The following is a 19,294-nucleotide window of genomic DNA, read 5'->3' as shown; positions in this document are numbered from 1 at the left end:
TTCTAAACAATTGTCGGAATCTGTAGATGTTTTCAGCTTATTTTATAGTTTTATAGGCTATCGGAGACAGAAAAAAGCAGCCTTGAAGGCCGCCTCTGTTATAATAACTTCAATTGCCCATTCCATTTATATAGATAACGAATTATAAATCAGTTAATCATCCCGCCCCGCCTGATGTGATCAACGTTCCGGTTCATCAGATGCCGGACCACCCTGGTGTAGACTATTTTCTTGATCGGGCTGAGCCCTTGCGGATGAGCGGAGAAGAAGGCATCGGGGCTGTCGTAAATCCCGAAATCCTGAACGATGCCTTCTTTTTGCACGTAGGTATCATTTTCGTTCCAATAAATTTGCGGATTTTGAAAATTATCTGTTGCAGCGCCATATCCGCAAAAGGAACCCGTACACTGTTCAAATTTCTGCTGAAGCTTGGTCAGATAGGGGACATCCAGTATAAATCCCTCAATATTCAACCACCTAGCTTCATATAGCACTTCAACCCAGCTATGAATGATCTCCTTGGGGGACAGCTGGTAATACCACCCTTTCATGGCCCCCTTTTGCAGCCTCTTATCGATGGCAAATCCATGCATACGGCAGGGTACGCCCACAGCCCTTAGCAATGCCATGAACAGCACACCCTTTGTATTACACTGGCCGTAGCCATCCTGCAAGACTTCCGAGGCCGGAATATCGTCCGCCCGGTTATAGCCGAACCGGATTTCGTCACGGACGTAGTTATAGATGCCGAGAATCTGTTCCTTCCGGGACATCGAATCCCACCGGCGGCTGTGAACAATTTGCTGGAGCAACGGGTGAGCATAGTTCAGCAATTCAGTTTCCTTCAAGTATGCACTCATGGAACACACCTCCTGCACCCATTGTAAGGTTAATGCAGGCTGGAAACTTTTAAAAAGACGCTATCTTTACGGATATCCTTCGCCGTCATGCCCAGCAACTGCTTGCTGGTAGCAGCTAAGTGGGACGGACTGTCAAAGCCTGCAGCCATCGCCGCATCCGTAATGCTGAGCCCCGCAAAAATCAAATAGACGGCCTTCTGCAGCTTGTGCAGCACCATGTATCCGCTAAGCGAAATACCTGTGTTTTCTTTGAAGAGATGCGACAATCTGCTGTTGGACAAACCTAACTGCCGGGCGAATTGACTGACGGAGTGCTCGGAGCCGGTGCAATCTTTGAGGAGCTGAATAAACTCTCTGATTCTCGGATCAACAATAGCGGGTTTCACCTGCTCTACAGCCAATAGCCTCATGAGTTGTCCCAGAAAAGAATGATAGCTGTCCGGGTCCTTAACGCCGGCGTACTGCTCTTGCACCAATGCACGGATGCTCCTCATCACTTCATGCGGGAATATGTGGAACTGCTGCCCCTCCAGAACCCGCTTAAAGCTTGCCGCCATCTCAGAGGTGCTGTCGATCAGAAGAAGCATCAACGGGAGGCCTGCCTCTTTTAACCGATGAACGGCGTTCGAATTGATAATGATCCCTGGACAACGCAAGCTTAGCCCCGCTACCTCAATGTCAAATTCATCTGTTAAGGAGAACGTCACCTGTAGAAAAGAATGCCGGTGCTCTTCCGCATCAATTGAATCAGACACCACCATCAGGTGATGCTCCGCTCCATATAAATTCATCATGTTCGAATCACTCCAGGCTTAACTCTTTGTAGTATGATTTTTATATTCTATACTGGCATGTTTATTATAAACAGAGGTGAAGTGAGATTATGTTCTTACAAAAAGAAGTAGTGCATACCAGAAATGATAAATACTTGGCGCTAACTAATCATGTCATTAAAGCTAAGAACCAGATTTCCTCTTCCGCAGCCGCTACATTTATCATCCATAATGACACCATTGTTAATGAAAATTACTTTGGCTCATATGAGTATAATTCAAAGATACAATCAGTAGCGCCCTCAACCCGGTTTAATGTTGCTTCCGTAAGAAAGTCATACATTGGCTTTGCGATCAGCTTGGCCTTATACCAAAATAAACTTTCAAGCATGGATGATTATATTTCTGATTACTTAGAGGATCTAAACCTAGCCGCTGTCCAAGGGGTTAGAATAAGACATTTATTAACGCATACTCATGGACTTAAAAATAATCATGAAAAACTTTTCCCGCCGGGAACAAGTTGGAATTATAGTAATACAGGGATCAATATGCTGATTAGATTAATACGGAAGTTATTTAAAGCGCCCCTGTCAGAGGTCATGCAACAATATGTTTTCAACCCCTGCAATTTCATTGAGACAGGTTGGTGTAAGAATAGAGTTGAGAATTTAGTATGGTTAAATGAAGACTATGCTGATGACCAAGGTGAAGAAGCCAATCTTTTTGTAAGTGCCCGTGAATTGGCTTGTTGGGGTTATCTTCACCTGAACCGAGGACTCGTTAATGGACGCCAGATTGTTCCGAAAGAGGTTATAGAACAAGCTACAAGGAATCAGAGCCCAGCCAAACTTGATGATGCATTGCCTAGAAATGGCTTCACTTGGTGGATTCAGGATAAGCCTAGAGCTATTTCTGAAATAGGAAACACACTCCCACCCGGGTCCTACCAAATACTGGGGCTAACTGGCTGTGCCTGTTTGGTTATTCCTGAACATCGGTTAGTCGCAGTTAGAATGTACAATCAAACAGGTCCAAATCCACCAGGGTACGACTACTTAGAGGATATTAAGACATTTGGAGACAAAATCTTATCGTGTACTTTGAACTAATGATTAAAATGTTTTCTCCAAGTGTAATTGGTGAAGAAAGTCAGGTAGGGCTGAGTATAAAAATAACATCTTCTTCGGGAGGGCGATGTTGATGAGTGATACTGCGAAGGGTCAGCAAAAGCTAGGGCAGCAAGAGCATATTGAGATGCTGCCATTGTTCTCTACCACGGACAGGAACGGACGGATGACTACGCTTCAGCCTGGACGCCGCATAGGACGAGTGGCTCCAGTGCTGCCGTGGTTGTTCGCAACCGCTGTACTGTGGGCACTAACAGGCTCCGTGCCATTCGGCGCCCTGCTCGGTCTGGCACCGACACCGGCGGTCAACATTTTCCTCGGTCATCCGGTCACTGTGATCGTCGCCGTGGTGCTGCTCATCGTCTCGATCGGTGCGACCAGCGGATTGTACTCAAGTGCGGCCCAGCAGTTTGGACAGACCAGGGTAGCTGGTCTATTCAGAACGCTAGGAGTCACAGGAGGACTCACCGTAATCGCGGGAGCCCTCCTGCTCTGGACGCTAACAAGTAATCCATCGCAACCCTTCGATCTGGAGGCAATAGCGACATCGCCGACGATCCCGAAAGAGCTCGGCGCCGTCGTCGGAGCTGCCTGCGCCCTCTGGGCCGCCATTGCCCTCCTGCGGCTGCCCGGCTCTACCGCCCACGCCCGGCGGCGTCAGGCGGACATCGAGCGACTCCGTGTGGAGGGTTCGTCGTACACCGGGACGTTGACCGCTGTGAATTTCACTAATAGTTGGCTCTTTCATTACCCGATATTCACGGTTGAGGTAAATTATATCGTTGACGGTGCTTCTCGTGTCGTCTCAGCACACATGCGTACCAGCTCCGACCGTGTTCCCGTCGTCGGTTCGCGAATGATCGTGCTGACCGATGAACGCGGAACCATCCACGTGGACCTGGACCCGGCGGGTGGAGCGGTATTCGAGCCGGACGTGGATAAGTACGCCCCGTCGGATGGTTGATTTAACGGACCAACTCTTTATACATCTAATCCCTTGCCGCCAACGGGGCGGAGCCGAACCTGTTCTGCACCTGCGATTAAAGGACGTGCGCGTTGAATGACGGCCAGCACTTCTTCATTCTTGAGAGAGTTGGCATGAGCCTCTGCATCGCTCCACAGCTCCGTGACCCAGATCGTATCGGGGTCATCTACGGATTCATTGATAATATAGAGCTCACAGCCCGCCATATCCTTCAAGCTACGCGAAGCTTCCAGCAGTAATGAAGCGAGTTCTTCCCGTTTCCCGGGGCTGGCCGTCAATCTTCCGTACATCGCAAATTTGCTCATATCCGCTCTTCTTCCCTTCTTATCCTCTGATTTTATTTGCATCGCTTCGTAGTGTTTAAACATTTCGAGGCTGACCTTAGCCATTCGATCGATTAGTATTTGCGGCTCAAGTATCTCAAGAGACTTCCCGTACGGAAGAAGAAAGTACGGAACATATGTCCGCAGCGACAGTTCTCCCAGCTTAAAAAGAGCTTCGCCGGGCTGCCTGCGTTCGATCAGTGCATGACCAAACAACCAATGCTTGCATAGCTCGTTAAGCGCGTGTTCATGTCCCTGCAGTCTTACGATGACTAGCGTCTCAGCCTCGAGCGAATCCGGAAATAAAGAATGTAAGAGGAAATCCCTCGCGGAAAAGGCAGCCGGACGTTCGAAGCGGGTATCCGCTGCCTCCAAACGGACGATGCGATCCACCCGGAAGCTTCGGATCTCTTGCCGCAACCGGCAGAACCCTATAGCGTACCATATCCCTTTCCAATGCACGATGCCGTAGGGGTCAAGGACCCGATGGCTTGGAGTAAGCTCCGGTCCTTTGGCATAGTGCATATTCAGCGACTCTCCCCGGGCTACGGCCTCCTCTAACCTTTTGAGCAATTCAAGTTCTCTCGCATCCGTGGGTGTCTGGATGACGGCAAGCCCGCTGCTATGTCTGTTAATCCGCTCAAGCTGCTCTTCATTCGTGTATCGCTTCAGTTTATCGACCGCCCGGGAGAGCGCATCCGTGAACGGATAGCCCGCTTCCCGTGCGAAGACGGATGCATGTACGAGCGCCTTCTGCTCTTCGGCATCGAAGAGCAGCGGAGAATCGACGAATTCACCGAGAAGCCGGTAACCGCCGTTCGGACCGGCATCGGCAATAATCGGGGCGCCGCTTGCGCATAGTGAATCAATGCACCGGTATACGGTGCGAACATGAATCTCCAAATCGTCTGCAAGCTGCTGCGCCGTCATCCGCTTTCCCGAACGAAGCAACCATAGGATGGACAGCATATTATCCGCTTTTGACAAACCGTTCCTCACTCCCTAGACCGTTTGTTTCATTGTAAAGGAACTTAGATTAAAGGTGTTATCCCTTTCTCGACCCAAGTATCGTAAGTCGGACCGTACACATTAGGCACTCGAAGTCCGGCCTGGCGCATGAGAACGGTCATTTGTCCGCGATGATGCGCTTGGTGCATGATCGTATAACGAAGGGAACTTCCGTTCTGCCAAGCTTCCTTCTCAATCATGACCGACTCGCGCAAGGATTCGTCATTCCACTGTGTTTGAACCGCGTCCAGTAAATTCTTGCTGATCCGCCGATACTCCGAAGCTATAAATGCAGCAGAATCCGGAGCTTCTTCGCCTCTGGATGAAGCTTCGAAAGCGAGCCCCAAAGTTGTCATGTAGTGCAGCGATTGAACCAGATGCCAGGCGATTTGTCCCAGCACTCGTCGGCCTTCGATAACCTCCTGTCCAAGAGAATCATCCGTAAGTGCATCCAGTACGGTAGCAGTTAATTCCGCCTCGCTAGTCCATTCCGCAGCGAAGTCTTCAATTTTTGTATACATTTTCCGTTCCTCCAGTCCGTTATTGGCTAACACAAGACAAGCATACAAAAAAAACACTGACAGTTACGGTCAGTGTTTTTGACTCAACCTGAAATTTTTTTGAAGGAACTGATATACAGCATGAAACCTGAGTAAATGGTACTCACAAAGCTTATGACTGAGACAACATTCCTTTTACAAACAATGAGACACTGTGCTTGTAGAACTCTTCTTCAGTGATGAGCTCGGACTGATATTGCCGGTGAATCAGCTCGCTCATCTGAAATCCGTAACACATCGAGAGAAAAGACATAGCAGTAAGACGCTCATCCTGTCTAGCTATCACTTTTTTCTTCTGCAGGCGTTCAAAATATTCAACCAGCAAGGAGTGCAGCTTCACTGGCGGCTCAGCCAGCACCCTGTCCAATTCAGGAAGCATTCCTGTGTCACGGATGCCAATCATAATGATGTCCGCATTGTTATGGAAGAACAATCGGTACTGCTGGCTTACATTCAGCAGATCGACTTCCGGATTATCGGTTGCGTCCTCTTTTAACAGCTTCTCAAATTGCGGGATATCTGCATGTCTTTCAACAATGGCTTCCAATATGCCTTGCTTGCTTCCAAATTGCCGAAAAATCGTAGATTCATTGACTTTAGCTTCCGTTGCAATGGCTTTGGTGCTGACTCCCTGATAGCCCTTCTCTCTGATGAGCCGTGTCGCGGCTTCAATGATTCTGTCCGAAGTATTCATTGTATTTCCCCTTTTGAATATGTTAAGCCTATTCTACTACAAGTTTTGCATATGCAGCGCCTCCATCCATATAGTTGTGTGATGTTGTTCTGCTGCAATCATAAACCATAGAATAAATGCATGCAAGCACTCGCTTGCATTTATGTTTTCCCTTCTCTATAATAAAGGCATAATCAGTATGCTTTATCCCAAGAACACATACGCAAAGGAGAATTTTTATGAAGTATGGACGTATTATCCAAAAACCCCGCGTCAAATTTATTGAAGTCGCAGCTGGTGTCTTTGCCGGTATTTCGCCGTATCGCGGTATCAGTTGGGCCAATGCCGGGTTCATCAATAAGGGTGAAGGGCTGGTGTATGACACGTTTTTTGATTTATTCCATGCGCGGGAAATGCGGGAGGCTTATAAGGAAGTAAGCAACGGCGGCTCTCCCGCATATGTGGTGAACTCGCACTATAACAGTGACCACGCCTGGGGAAACAAAGTGTTTGAAGATGCTTGCATTATTATGCATAAGGAAGCCTCTAGAGAGCGTCTCACCGAAAATATCAGCTGGATGGACAACGTCATTAGAAGAGGGAAGGATTCTCTGGAATCGACTTCGGGCGAGCGGTTTTTTGCAGCAGAATTTGAAGGATTCGACCTGGAGGGCGTGGAATGGGTATACCCGAATATTCAGATCAAGGACGATATCAGCATCCGTCTTGACGATACGGAAGTCATGATTTACAACGTAGCCCCGGCCCACTCCGACAGTGACTTGCTGCTGTGGATGCCCAAAGAAAAAGTGCTGTTTGCCGGCGATGTCGTGTTTAACGGTTGTACGGCATACAGCGAGGAAGGAACTCTCAATTGGGTTAAAGTGCTTGATCGCATTATTGATGAAATTAAACCCGAAATCGTTGTTCCAGGACATGGCGCCATCTGCGGCCTGGACTTCGTGAAGGAGCAGAGGGACTACCTCCTGAACCTGATCAGCGAGTTCAACAAGCATTACAATGACGAAATTGATTCCTTGTCCTTGACCAAGCAAATTGATATTTCCCGCTTCCTTCATTGGATTCAGCCAGAACGCTTGTATGTTACCGTGGATATCCTATTGAAAAGCAAACGGGGGTTATCCCCCCTTCCAGCCTGGAACGAGGTGCCTGCTAAGCTGGAAGACATGAAAGCTTTTTTGGCCGAAAAATATGGCAATCTGATCAAGCCATGGGACCCTATGAATGTATGGCAAGAATAGTAATTTGAAGCTAGCGTATGAAAAACGAAAAACGGCCCTGCCGCAAACCATGCGGACAGAGGCCGTTTTCTTTCAAATACTTGTAGGATGCATCCAAGTTGTAAAAGTTACGGAAAATCGAGCTCATCATCGATGACACGGAATATCTCCCTGCTCCGCGCCGGATACCGGGCATCCAGCTCTTCCCACTGCCGCTTCGGTAAAATCAAAAATTCGTGCGTATCCGAAAAATATGAGTCCTCAAACAGCCGGATTTCGTATTTGTCCCGGATCAGCTCCTGAAAGCCGCGAATCGTGATGTAGCGGTCTTGTCTGCTAAAGGTAAGCGCAATCGAATGCAGTTGTCCATTGTAGGTAACGTCCAGTCCCTTGTCCGTTGATGTCACCTCAACCGTTTCATCTGGAAGCCGTTTACCGAACAACCGGACGATCTCCTCGTCCTCTTCTCGCCAATCTACAGTGACGCTGTACGCAAAAGTAAATTGCTCAAGCTGTTGCCCATCTCCTTCGAATAGCAATGTCAGTTCGCTGTCGCTTGGCATTCTCATCCCGGCATCCTCCCTATGTTCACTCAATTAAAATACTATATACAGATAATAACCTTGTTGATCAGGCCCAAACCAGATGCTCTACAACTTGGTAGAATCTTATTGTAAGGTTGCCGATTGTCTCATCTGTTGTTTTGAACAAGCATACTGTTAAAGAGCCAGCGAAAGTTCCATTTGAAATACTGGGGCAGATGCCAATCCTCATACCCTTTTAGTACACCTTGCTCCAGCCAGTACGACTCTGATTGCCCGCTTTTTACAGCACCAGCAACATAAGCGATCATTTTCTCCAAAAAGCGTATGACATCTGTGATTCGTTCTGAATGAGAGATATCTCCGTGCCCCGGAACGACAGTATCGATCTTGAGATCTTGTTGCATGCGTTTAAGGATGCGTATCCAGGCGTACGGATTACCGTAGGGAATGACCGGAATGGTCTTAGTTGATACCAAATCACCTGCAATCAAAGTTCGCTCCTCTGGAACATACACCACGGCATCACTTAATGAATGACCGCCTCCGTAAGACAACACTTCGATGGTTCGCTTTGTTCCCCGAATCACGAGTTTGTCGTCAAAGGTTATCGCGGGGACCACCCTGCGAAGGGAAGGGATCGTATCATACAGCGCATGCTGCACGGAAAGATCATAGTCGATTTCAGTGAGCATATGAGGATCTCTTTCCTGTGAACGCATGTTATTTAGGCTAGTTATTAACTTACGAATGTTTTGTTGCATGGCATCAATATTCACTTCACCCATATCAGCAAGCAAATCTCTTGTCCACACAGTAGATATCAATTCGCTGTTCATAAATTCCTGATTGCCGTTGACATGATCTCCATGGAAATGTGTATTCACTACGTATTTGACCGGTTTGTTCGTTAATTGTTCAGCAGTATGACGTAACAAAGCAGCAGAATTCGGCAGATTAGTGGTATCCACTACCACGGTTAAATCCCCAAGATCAATAATGGCTGCATTTCCCAAAGAGCCGCTGCCGGGAACCGAAATAGCCCCCCAGATACCCTCCGAAGCCTGCTGAATCGTGAAATATTCGTTGTTCATTGTGACACCCCTTTAGTGTTTGTTCCTGTATTCGAATGAGTAACGTTAACTTACAAGTTAGAGTCAACTGGAAGTCAAGAGTTTATTCAGTACAAGGCTGGGGCGAATGTACACATTGGCTTTGAGCTAGCTAAAGGCTGTATAATATCTTTCAATATCAGCTTTCATAAAGGAGGAACAGTAATCCGATGCTCACCATCAGTCAAGTGTCAGAACAAACAGGACTAACTCCTTATACAATCCGTTATTATGAAAAAATCGGGGTGCTACATGAACCCATGCGCAGTAATGGAGGGGCTCGTGTCTACCATGAAAGCGAGGTTTCCTACATTCAATGTCTAAATAAACTTAAAAAATTGGGTTTATCGCTTGAGGAGATTACAGAATTTACTCGTGAGGGCTGTGTCATGGATAAAATTCAACAAGGGGAGAAACCTTCTACTTATAGTCCAACTTTAAAAAAGCGGATTGAAATCCTTGAGCAGCATCTGATGGAGCTGGAATCCAAGCGGCAAGAAATTGATTACATGATTTCTCTCGCCGCAGAGAAACTTACCCTATACCAAGGACTTACGAAGGAATAAACACAGCTACAAACGTATGAGCTTCATCCTGGTTTAAAAAGAGGGTGAATCATATATTCTCTTGCTTTAATGCATCAATAATATTCTCCTTTTTTACTTTAGCTCCGGAATAAACAACCGCAGAGCTGACAATGACAAATACACACACAATGACAGACAGAATGCTCATCCAGGGCAGGGTGAACCCATAGCTGAATTTGTTCGCAAATGCTTTATAGATCAGAACCATCACGGCGAAACTGACAGGAAGCCCATACAAGAGCGACTTGACCCCATAAAAAACACTCTCATAGTTCAGCATTTTTGCAAACCCCTTTGGCGTCACGCCTACGGATTTCAGCATCGCAAATTCCCGTTTGCGAAGAACCAGCCCTGTTGAGATCGTATTAAAGATGTTCGCAACGGAAATCACAGAGATTAATACGATAAAACCGTAAGAAAAGACGTTCATCAGCAGAATCTGTTGTTCTTCTCTTATTCTGAATTGATATACATTGTAGACATTCAGATGGGTCTCATTCATCGCTTCAATTTCCTGCTGCGTTTTCACCGGTTCCGTGCTTTTCAAATGGAGGTACATCGGAGCGTTAGCCAGCTCCTCGCCGTCTGCCAGCCGCTTCATGACGCGTTCCGACACGATCATATTTAACCCGCCTACGCCTATCGGGCTCATCCCCATCGGTGCCTGATCCGTCAATGCGGCAATTATCACTTGATTTGTCTTCGTTTCTTCCCCGCTCGCTTTAAAAAAACTCGTTAGCTCGATAGGTTGTCCGATATTCGCATATATGGACTTCGTCTGAATATATTTCCCCGTATCTATATCTTTGTAATGAATCGTATCCATCACGATTGCGGCGGGATGATCCAGATCCGTAAGCTGTTCGTAATCTGCGTGAGCTGCTCTGGCATAGGCTTGCAGGCTCGAATCATTCAGTGCATAGAGCTTAATTTCGTAAGGGTATTTCCCGTCTTGCAGCATACTCTTATCCTGCTTAACCTTCTCCTGCAATTCGTCGGCGATGCTTGCTGCATCGACCCAAGCGGTCCTGACTAACTCATGACTCACGCTGTATTCCGTGACGCCATCCAGAGATACAAGCGATTGCATCAACTGGTCATCATCTAGTCTTTCGCCATTCCTGGACGACACTTCAATATCGTAATTGATGCCTTCCAGCGACAATGCCAGAGATTGTGTCAGGCCAGCCGTGAAAAACGATATCGTCAAAAACAAAACGATGCTGGTGACAAGCGAAAAAAGAATAACATGATGTCTTCGTTTGTTCCTCTTTAAGTTTTTCAGCCCGATTTCTGCTTCAATTCCGAAGAGCTTACGAATGATCTCGGGCGTCTTCACTGCTTTGACCGTAAGCTTTACGTCAGTGGTTTGGCGAATCGCGTCTATAGGAGATACCCTGGATGCTTTAACCGCCGGGAGATACGCCGAAACGAAAATTGTCAGCATCGAAACAAGACAAGTAATCAAGAGCAATAACGGCGTGACGATAAGCCTCAGCTTTTCATTCGTCCATAATGCCCCTTCAATCATTGTGTTCATGAACGAAAAGGTGATTCCGATTCCGGCAAGACCGCATAAGATGCCAATGGGAATGCTGATCAAACCAATGACGATCCCTTCAAAGAATACGGAATTTCGCTTCTGCCTTTTCGTTGCCCCCACGCTCGCGAGCATCCCTAAATAGCGGGAACGTTCCGAGACGGATATCGCAAAGGCGTTATAGATGAGTCCAACCGAGCCAATGATAATGATCCCCATAATGATTGCCGATAATGAGAACATCATACTGGATGAGGTTCCGCTACTGGACAAGCCATAATAATGAAGCAAATCATTATTAAATTGGACAGTGTTAATTTGGTTTTTCTCAGCCAGCTTCTCCGCATGTGCGAACAAGAACGGATTGACCTGCTGCAAAACTACCGACGCATCGACCCGATCGTCCCCCCCGATGATTTGATCATCGACATAGCTAATGATCGTATAAGCCGGGGCCCAAGCCGTTTCTGACAACGGACGTTTAATGAAACCTACCACAGTATAATCCCTAATTACGCTATGCTGTAATGTCTCGGTCAATGTGCCGTCTTTCCTGCGCAGCGTTTCCGTCTGATCCAGGGGATGATCGCCCCCTTGTTCGAATCGGTCGCCGACGCGAAGCGTCAGACGGTCGCCGATTTCGTACTTCACTTTGCCATTTGTTGCAACAGACTCGGAGATCACAACCTCCTTGTCCGTGTGCGGAAGACGTCCCTTGCTTATTTCAATCTGAAATTGTGTGAACCCTTGCTTATCATATTCCTTGATGAACAAGTACGGCTTATTGGAATTTTGTCCCCCTTCTAATGGGGCATACCCAAGGTCTCTTGTGATGGCAACCGTTTTGGTTGCATCATCGCCCTGTATCGCTGCAAGCTGTTTCTTGGTTATATCCTGATACTGAATATGCCACTCCCCTGTATCTGAGATCGTTTGTCTGATCATTAAATCCGCAAAGGAAAAAATAAGCGTAATGACAGCGGTCATCATGGATACCGAAATAATGACGCCAAAAATAGTCAAAAGTGTTCGTCTCTTGTTCTGCTTCAGATGCCGGATGGTTAATGTATTGACAATATTCATCGCCTGATCACCTCGTTTTTGGCAATCCTCCCATCTTCAATCGAAATGATTCGGTCGGCTTGCAGGGCGATCCGTTCGTCATGCGTGATTACGATCAGTGTCTGATGATAGGTCTTATTCAGCATTTTCAATAAATCGACGATCTCGCTGCTATTCCTGCTGTCCAGATTCCCGGTGGGTTCGTCGGCCAGCATGATCGCAGGATTGCCGATGATCGCTCTGCCAATCGAGACACGCTGCTGCTGTCCACCGGATAGCTGATTTGGCAGATGGTTTAACCGATGCTGCAAATTCAGCTTATTCACAAGATCAGCCAATTGCTTTTGATCTACCTTTTGTTGATCCAGCAAGAGCGGCAGCGTAATATTCTCTTCCACCGTCAGGACGGGAATCAGATTGAAGAACTGGTAGATCAGCCCGATTTGCCTGCGTCTGAAGATGGCCAGCTGCGTTTCATCCAAGGTATACATATCCGTATCCTGAACATACACTTTCCCGCCAGTCGGTTGATCCACACCGCCCAGCATATGAAGGAGTGTCGATTTCCCCGATCCGGAAGGTCCAATAATGGCGACGAATTCACCTTTTTGGACCGAAAAGGAAACATCATCCAGCGCCTTCACCGCCGATTCGCCTGTGCCGTATATTTTGGACAAATTTTCAATGGTTAAAATCTCCATTGCCATCCCTACTTCCTTAGATGCTCAATTCCAGGAATATACCATCTCTCTATATCCAACATCCCACAGGGTTTCATTCCCCTCAATGGTTATCTTAAGCTCATTAGCCCGGGTGAGATGAAGGATCCTATTATCCGGCTCATGGAGCTGATCTTTTGCAGATACAGACAGGAGCTCATTCCCGTCAACGGTAACCTGAAGGCTGCCCTGAAAATCCTTATGATCAGGAATTCCATAATTCAAGCTTAGATACAGCTCTCCCTTATTGCCCAGCAAATACGTATAGGTTTCCTTCTTTTTACCTTCGGTGCCATACACATTATACTGGGGTGCCACGTCTTGGCCACCAATCTTAAAGCTGTCCTGTTTGGTTCCCGTTAATCGATTTCCGGTACTATCTTCCCATTCGTTTATCGCTACAAAAGGGGCCAGCTCTTTGGTGAACACTTGATCAACTACTCCGAAGACCCCCCATACGCCGAGCATTAACACAGCACTGGCAATTCCTGTAGCAGCGATATTTCTCCAGTAGTTTTGTGTACGGAAGCCAATCTTGTAGCCCCCGAATCCAATAGCAGCGCCCACTGAGTTCGTTATGACGTCGTTCGTGTCAAAGCTGCCGAGGAATGTTAGGGCCTGGATGGTCTCCACCACAAGAATGGACAGGATAAACCCTGTCATGAAGCGAACAAAGCTGGTGCGGTATAACAGCGGAAACAGTATGCCAAAAGGTATGAAGGCTGCAAAGTTTCCAATACCCACCAAGTCCATCAGTGTCGGATGTAGAAGATCGGAAAGACCCGGCACCCTAAAAAAACCGTCCGGCAAAAAAATAAAGGTGTACTGACTGTTTTGATCTACAGTATCCGCTCTGCCGAAAGCAAAAAGCATAAAATAAAGAATAATCAGGGTGTAGCCTATCGTAATCATAAAAGTAATCTTGCGCTGCTGCTTCATTTGCATGGTTGTACCTCCGTCGTTCATCTGATAAATATCATTTTATCTGTCTAAAATGACTTTACAGTGACTTTGGAGGTGACAGTTCAGTCACTTACGGAGTGCTGTTAAATGACATGCTTATAAAATTTGATCCGAAACTCTGTACCCCTCCCGCTGTCGCTCGCTACATCAATCACGCCGTTCTGGCTTGCAATGATGCTGTGAGCCATCGCAAGCCCTATACCGATGCTTCCTTCATTAGCATTCTTTCCTTTATAAAAACGTTTGAATACATAAGGCAAATCCTCTTTCGGAATGCCCTCTCCGTTGTCAGCAATAACAATTTCCGTAAATAGCACGTTGTCGGAGAATGTGATGGTAATCGCACCGCCCTCAGGGGTATGCTCCACTCCATTCTTCAAAATATTGATAACCGCTTCAGCAGTCCAATGGAAATCGCCGTCAAAAGAGACGTTGTCATCCCCTGTGATGGAAACGGTCTGTCCCTTAATATCCATCGGAATCATAACTGGCTCCAGTGCCTTTTGGATTAGGGTTTTCATGTGTATTTGATCTTTTTTGAACAGGATCGTTCCCGCATCCATTTTCGCCAGCTTTAATAAGGATGAAACAAGCCAATCGATCCGTTCAAGCTGAATGCGGATATGATGGGTGAACTCCGTTCTTTTGAGTGGAGGCAGGTCAGGGGCGCTTAACAGATCTGCCATGACTGTCATAGAGGTGATCGGTGTTTTGAGCTGATGCGAAATATCCGAGATGGCATCGGTCAGTTGAAGCTTATCCTGCTGCAATAGCGAACGATGCTCGGAGAGCATGCGTGTCACCTTGTAAATATCATTCTTTAAGATGCTAAGCTCACCTTCTTGATTATCGCGAGGATCAAGGGAGGCCTGCCCGCTGCTAATCTCCCGCAAATAGACGGACAGCTTCTCTAGCTCGTAATATCTCCGTTTTGTGAATAATACAGCTGTGCCGGTAAGCAGCACGGATACAATAATAACCAGGGCTGCGGCGACAGACGAAATCAAAGCAGCAATGACGATCGCCGATAAGCTGATCGAACCCATGACGAGTAATAATATTTGATTTTCCCGATTGCGCAACATCTAATCACCAACCTTATAGCCTAAACCGCGTACCGTTTTGATCAGAGCCGGCTGCTCTGGATTATCCTCCAGCTTTTCCCTTAGCCTTTTGATATAGACCGTTAACGTGTTGTCATTCACGAAATCGCCGGCCACGTCCCAGATTTGCTCCAAGAGCTGATTCCTGGTGAGGACCTGCCCAACGTGGTTGCCAAAGATCAGCAATAAGCGGTATTCCAAGGCGGTTAGCGAAATTTCGGCACCGTTTTTATATACTTTGCCTTCCAGCGTATGGATGCGCACATTGTCAATGTCAATAACCGCTCCGGCATGGGACAGCTTCTGGTATCTCCGCAAGACGGACTTGATCCGGGAGAGAAGCTCGCGAACCCGAAAAGGCTTGGTAATGTAATCATCGGCTCCCATATCGAGCCCCATCACGACATTGACCTCATCATCAATCACTGTTAAAAAAATGACCGGGATATCCCGTCGTTCCTTCACCATCTTGCATAATTCATAACCAGTTCCGTCTGGAAGCTGTAAATCGAACAGGCACAAAGTGAACTGATCGATGTCTTCGGCGAGCACCTTTCGGGCTGAAGCGGCATTATGGCAGAGAACGGTCCAATAACCCTCTTGCTGCAGCGAATATTCCAGTCCCGACGCGATCGTCTTATCATCTTCAACTAATAATATTTTCATCTGAAGGTCATCCTTATGATTGATTTTAGAATATTTAATGAATGAAAACATCCTCTTTGACCTCTTCATGCTCCTGTACAATCATTTCTGGCTGTCAGTATCTCAAATCCCTCTTGTCTAGTCAACTTAAACGCTGCATTGGAAACCTGTTCTTTAGTAACCTCTGCTTTTGGAGGCATTTTTTTACGTACAACAAAGGGCCATCCCTCGGGGGATAGCCCTTGACGTTAGCTTATTTCTTTATACATTTGATGATAATTGTTGGAGGACTTAAACGTGCCTTCATCCCCGAATACCATTGAGCCGGTAAACTATCATCTGTCTCAGGAACCCGTGATTCTTCAATTACCCGTTCTATAAAAAAGCCGGCATTTGCAAGTTCATTTAATATTGTGCTGACTTTTCGATGGTGCATAATCACGGGTACTCTCCGCCAAGTTACCTGATAAGGTCCTTCGGAATGATAGGATTGAGCATAGGTTATTCTTCCATCATCATATGTCAGCCTGCTTTGCATTGGATGTTCCCAACTAAATACGAATACCCCGCCGTTTTTTAATTTTTTGTAAATGTTAGATAGTGTCCGTGCTATATCGACTGTCCAGCCTAACGCATAAACCGAAAATACGATATCAAAATATTCACTGGGCAAGTCATCTATGTTTTCCATAGACATTTGTTTTATATTCCCGGTCGTTCTATTTTCCTGGAGCAGCTCCTTAGCATAATTAACCTGAGTAGTCGATAAATCGATTCCCCAGACATCCCCTGCACCTCTGCTTGCCATGTATAAGAGCGAGTGTCCACTGCCACAACCAATCTCAAGTACTGTCTTGCCAGCAACATCACCTAGAAGATTTATTTCATCCTCTGTAGGTGCATATGGCCCATATTCCGGCAAAGCATGTATTCCGAAATATTGATCGGCTACTTCATCCCATCCTGCTTTGTTGATCTCAAGCATTTCTTTTCGATCTAGCATGACTTCCCTCCTATTGGTCTTCTTTAGTACATCTATTGTTACTACCTCCTCGGGCTACCTACACAATCTCTTTATTAAAATGTCCTCTTGTGTCGGTTTCCGGATTAAAGACCGCATGATTCATTGAGCCATCTAATTTGCCTGAGGCCATATGAATGACGTTTACAACCTGCTCTTTTGTTTCAACTGTGAAGTTTAACCGGAGCGCCTCGATTCCTTTGAGGTTCGCCAGCTCATCTAGCAGATTAAGCGTCTTCCCATTAAGAATAGTCGCTGTACAATCCTCATGGGAAAGGATAGGGAACGTTCCTTGCTCATCTTTTAACTCATAGCTCTTCGTTCTGCATACTCTGCATTGATTCATTTTTCGCATTGGACAATATTTGGTGAACATCAAGGGAGCCTTGCCATACACAATCATTTCCAGCGCAGGAGAACCGTCATTTTCTTCAACATAAGCGTTCATTAAATCTTCAATTTGGCTCTTATTCATTTCATAAGATAAAGTGACCCGCTTGGCCCCTAATTTATATAGTTCATAGCAGCTAGTAGCATTAATAACGTTTAGAGAATAGTCCGTAACGAACGGATTGGTTCCTCGGTAGTGATGAATTCCGCCATATCCTCCGATCAGCAGCTGCCCTTCTTTTTCCTGATAATCATTCTGATTTCTTCTAACCACATTGTCAAAATAGATTTCCGTAATTCCACAGCTCACGCAAGCATCATACTGTTCCTGAGTCGTTACAGAAGCCGTGAGGTAGGGCTGTACAGGGGCAAAGCTTATTTTTTCTTTGGCTTCCACAGCCTTGGTTCTTTTCTGCTGGCTGTTAAGCTTTAGGTCATATAAGCCCTGGACAATATCTCTTCTTGCTGCATTTAACAGTTTGGCTGGAATAAACGCATTGCCTTCCTCATAATCGACCTGATTGAGTTCGAATATCGTATCATTTAATCTGGAGAATTGCTTGATGACCTGGTCTTTAGTGGTTGGATTATTTATGGCTTCGCCTAATATTTCCTCACTTTCATAGGAATAATTAAAGCCCAAGCCCTCCGCCTCTATGACAAGCTTTGAATCTGGATATGCATATACGCTAATATCTAGGTCAAACCGCTTAAATTCTTTTTCCAGTGAGGCTTCTAATTCCTTGTGGTAGAAATAATCCTTCGTTTTATAGACTATATCTCCCGCAGACATCTTTTCTTTGACTTTGATATAACAGACATCATCTGCTGTGTTGATTAAGTCGCCGTCTTTGTTGTATAGCTTGGCAACCGTCAAATTAATATCTTCATTGTCATGATTGATCCGGATGGTATCGTTTTGATTTAAGGTACGTGTAAGTGTGATTTCATACCTGTCCTTCTCAATCCTGCTAATGGTTCCAATCTCATAACCAAAGTGATTAGGTCTTGCGATGTTTGTAATATTCCTCCGGTCCTCGTGGAACAAATATCCTTTGGTAAAGGTCCGATTGAATGTTTTCTTCAGATTTTCTTTATCTGCTTCGGTTATTTTATGATCTAAGGCCATACGATATTTGGAGACCACATTAGCCACATACGTCGGCACTTTCATCCGGCCTTCTATTTTTAAAGAATCGATTTCTTTTAGATCATGAATGTAATCGATGGTGTTCAAGTCCTTAGTGGATAAAATATAGCTTTTGCCTAAAGATGTACCTGTTGTCTGATCCATCAGATCGTATTCCTTACGGCAGGAACCCACACATCTTCCGCGATTTGCGCACCGAAAGCCGCTTAAGCCTGACATTAGACAGTTTCCCGAATAAGATACACATAATGCACCGTGAACGAAAATCTCTAAAGGGATGTCAGCTACTCTTTTGATTTCTTTGACTGTTTCAATCTTAACCTCACGGGACAGAACCACTCTTTTCGCACCAAGCTCTTTGAATAATAAAGTTCCGTCTACATCGTCAATTCCCATCTGAGTGGAACAATGTGCTTCCAGATCAGTAAAGTTTTTAACAATATAATCGAACGCCGTCAGGTCCTGGACGATAATGCCATCCACCCCGATTTCATTTAATTCGCGGATCTGCTCTTTCATCTCTTCCACTTCGTTCTCGAACACGATGGTATTCATGGCAACATAGATTTTAACGTCCCTCAGGTGCGCATACGTAACAGCCTCTTTTAACGTTTCCAAGTCAAAATTAGAGGAGTATGCGCGTGCACCAAATTTTTGCATGCCTAAGTATACTGCATCACAACCATTAGATATTGCAGCCTTTAAAGCTTCCATATTTCCTGCTGGCGCTAATAATTCAGTCATAAATGATCCTTACCTCCTACTTCATTAACCGCTCAAACTTAGCACCATTCATCATAGAATATGAACTACACTTAAGCTGCGGCAAAAAGCACAAACCAATGGCTTGCGCTTTTGTTTCTTGAATCTTATGTAAATTTTTATATTCCATACTGGCATGTTTATT

Annotated in this window: 17 protein-coding genes and 2 pseudogenes; 4 read left to right on the top strand and 15 right to left on the bottom strand. The window is 45.9% G+C overall.

Annotated features, from left to right (window positions below):
- Positions 1-149: 149 nt before the first annotated feature.
- Both NST04_RS04140 and NST04_RS04135 read right to left on the bottom strand, forming a co-directional pair.
- The gene (locus NST04_RS04140) at positions 150-860 is read right to left on the bottom strand and encodes a transglutaminase-like domain-containing protein (RefSeq protein WP_341183254.1); all 711 of its coding nucleotides are present in this window, start codon (positions 858-860) and stop codon (positions 150-152) included.
- Positions 861-889: 29 nt separating this feature from the next.
- On the bottom strand, positions 890-1,654 hold the full coding sequence (locus NST04_RS04135) for an AraC family transcriptional regulator (protein WP_341183253.1): 765 nt from the start codon (positions 1,652-1,654) through the stop codon (positions 890-892).
- 89 nt (positions 1,655-1,743) lie between these two features.
- Here NST04_RS04135 and NST04_RS04130 point away from each other — a divergent pair, with 89 nt between their 5' ends.
- Both NST04_RS04130 and NST04_RS04125 read left to right on the top strand, forming a co-directional pair.
- Positions 1,744-2,745 carry a serine hydrolase domain-containing protein gene (locus NST04_RS04130; protein WP_341183252.1) on the top strand — a complete coding sequence of 334 codons (1,002 nt, stop codon included), beginning with the start codon at positions 1,744-1,746 and terminating at the stop codon, positions 2,743-2,745.
- 91 nt (positions 2,746-2,836) lie between these two features.
- A complete protein-coding gene (locus NST04_RS04125) occupies positions 2,837-3,727 on the top strand; it encodes a hypothetical protein (protein ID WP_341183251.1) in 891 nt (296 codons plus the stop codon).
- A 17-nt stretch (positions 3,728-3,744) separates the two neighbouring features.
- On the opposite strand, the pseudogene NST04_RS04120 reads toward NST04_RS04125, so the two are convergent.
- The 4 genes and pseudogenes from NST04_RS04120 to NST04_RS04105 form a co-directional block, all read right to left on the bottom strand.
- Positions 3,745-4,026, bottom strand: a pseudogene (locus NST04_RS04120) (putative quinol monooxygenase); the annotation flags it as partial.
- Positions 4,027-4,092: 66 nt separating this feature from the next.
- A pseudogene (locus NST04_RS04115) lies at positions 4,093-5,058 on the bottom strand (helix-turn-helix transcriptional regulator); the annotation flags it as partial.
- A gap of 44 nt (positions 5,059-5,102) precedes the next feature.
- Complete coding sequence (locus tag NST04_RS04110) at positions 5,103-5,633, bottom strand: DinB family protein (RefSeq protein ID WP_341183250.1); 531 nt, start codon at positions 5,631-5,633, stop codon at positions 5,103-5,105.
- A gap of 118 nt (positions 5,634-5,751) precedes the next feature.
- Positions 5,752-6,333 (bottom strand): TetR/AcrR family transcriptional regulator, encoded by a 582-nt coding sequence (locus NST04_RS04105; RefSeq protein ID WP_076156184.1) that lies wholly within the window; start codon positions 6,331-6,333, stop codon positions 5,752-5,754.
- Between the two features lie 218 nt (positions 6,334-6,551).
- Between NST04_RS04105 and NST04_RS04100 the strand changes: the two genes are divergently transcribed.
- Complete coding sequence (locus NST04_RS04100) at positions 6,552-7,574, top strand: MBL fold metallo-hydrolase (protein ID WP_341183249.1); 1,023 nt, start codon at positions 6,552-6,554, stop codon at positions 7,572-7,574.
- Positions 7,575-7,681: 107 nt separating this feature from the next.
- Here the strand turns inward: NST04_RS04100 and NST04_RS04095 are convergent, their stop codons facing one another.
- Positions 7,682-8,122: a hypothetical protein gene (locus NST04_RS04095; protein WP_341183248.1), complete on the bottom strand. Its 441-nt coding sequence runs from the start codon at positions 8,120-8,122 to the stop codon at positions 7,682-7,684.
- Between the two features lie 122 nt (positions 8,123-8,244).
- Positions 8,245-9,189, bottom strand: a complete 945-nt coding sequence (locus NST04_RS04090) for an MBL fold metallo-hydrolase (RefSeq protein WP_341183247.1) — start codon at positions 9,187-9,189, stop codon at positions 8,245-8,247.
- Positions 9,190-9,377: 188 nt separating this feature from the next.
- Here NST04_RS04090 and NST04_RS04085 point away from each other — a divergent pair, with 188 nt between their 5' ends.
- Positions 9,378-9,773 (top strand): MerR family transcriptional regulator, encoded by a 396-nt coding sequence (locus NST04_RS04085; protein ID WP_341183246.1) that lies wholly within the window; start codon positions 9,378-9,380, stop codon positions 9,771-9,773.
- 49 nt (positions 9,774-9,822) lie between these two features.
- On the opposite strand, the gene NST04_RS04080 is transcribed toward NST04_RS04085, so the two are convergent.
- From NST04_RS04080 to NST04_RS04050, 7 genes are all read right to left on the bottom strand, one after another.
- Entirely contained in the window at positions 9,823-12,417 is a 2,595-nt protein-coding gene (locus NST04_RS04080; RefSeq protein WP_341183245.1) for an ABC transporter permease, read from the bottom strand.
- A complete protein-coding gene (locus NST04_RS04075; protein ID WP_341185170.1) occupies positions 12,414-13,097 on the bottom strand; it encodes an ABC transporter ATP-binding protein in 684 nt (227 codons plus the stop codon). Before NST04_RS04075 ends, NST04_RS04080 begins: the two co-directional genes overlap by 4 nt.
- A gap of 24 nt (positions 13,098-13,121) precedes the next feature.
- Positions 13,122-14,060: a VanZ family protein gene (locus NST04_RS04070; RefSeq protein ID WP_341183244.1), complete on the bottom strand. Its 939-nt coding sequence runs from the start codon at positions 14,058-14,060 to the stop codon at positions 13,122-13,124.
- Between the two features lie 101 nt (positions 14,061-14,161).
- Positions 14,162-15,163, bottom strand: coding sequence for a sensor histidine kinase (locus NST04_RS04065; RefSeq protein WP_341183243.1), 1,002 nt, complete (start codon positions 15,161-15,163; stop codon positions 14,162-14,164).
- Complete coding sequence (locus NST04_RS04060; RefSeq protein WP_341183242.1) at positions 15,164-15,847, bottom strand: response regulator transcription factor; 684 nt, start codon at positions 15,845-15,847, stop codon at positions 15,164-15,166. It lies immediately after the preceding gene.
- A gap of 232 nt (positions 15,848-16,079) precedes the next feature.
- On the bottom strand, positions 16,080-16,829 hold the full coding sequence (locus tag NST04_RS04055) for a class I SAM-dependent methyltransferase (protein WP_341183241.1): 750 nt from the start codon (positions 16,827-16,829) through the stop codon (positions 16,080-16,082).
- Positions 16,830-16,887: 58 nt separating this feature from the next.
- The gene (locus NST04_RS04050) at positions 16,888-19,131 is read right to left on the bottom strand and encodes a U32 family peptidase (RefSeq protein WP_341183240.1); all 2,244 of its coding nucleotides are present in this window, start codon (positions 19,129-19,131) and stop codon (positions 16,888-16,890) included.
- Between the last annotated feature and the right edge of the window lie 163 nt (positions 19,132-19,294).

This window comes from Paenibacillus sp. FSL H7-0756 (assembly GCF_038006765.1).
Classification (GTDB): domain Bacteria; phylum Bacillota; class Bacilli; order Paenibacillales; family Paenibacillaceae; genus Paenibacillus_AQ.
This window is presented reverse-complemented; position numbering and strand designations above follow the sequence as displayed.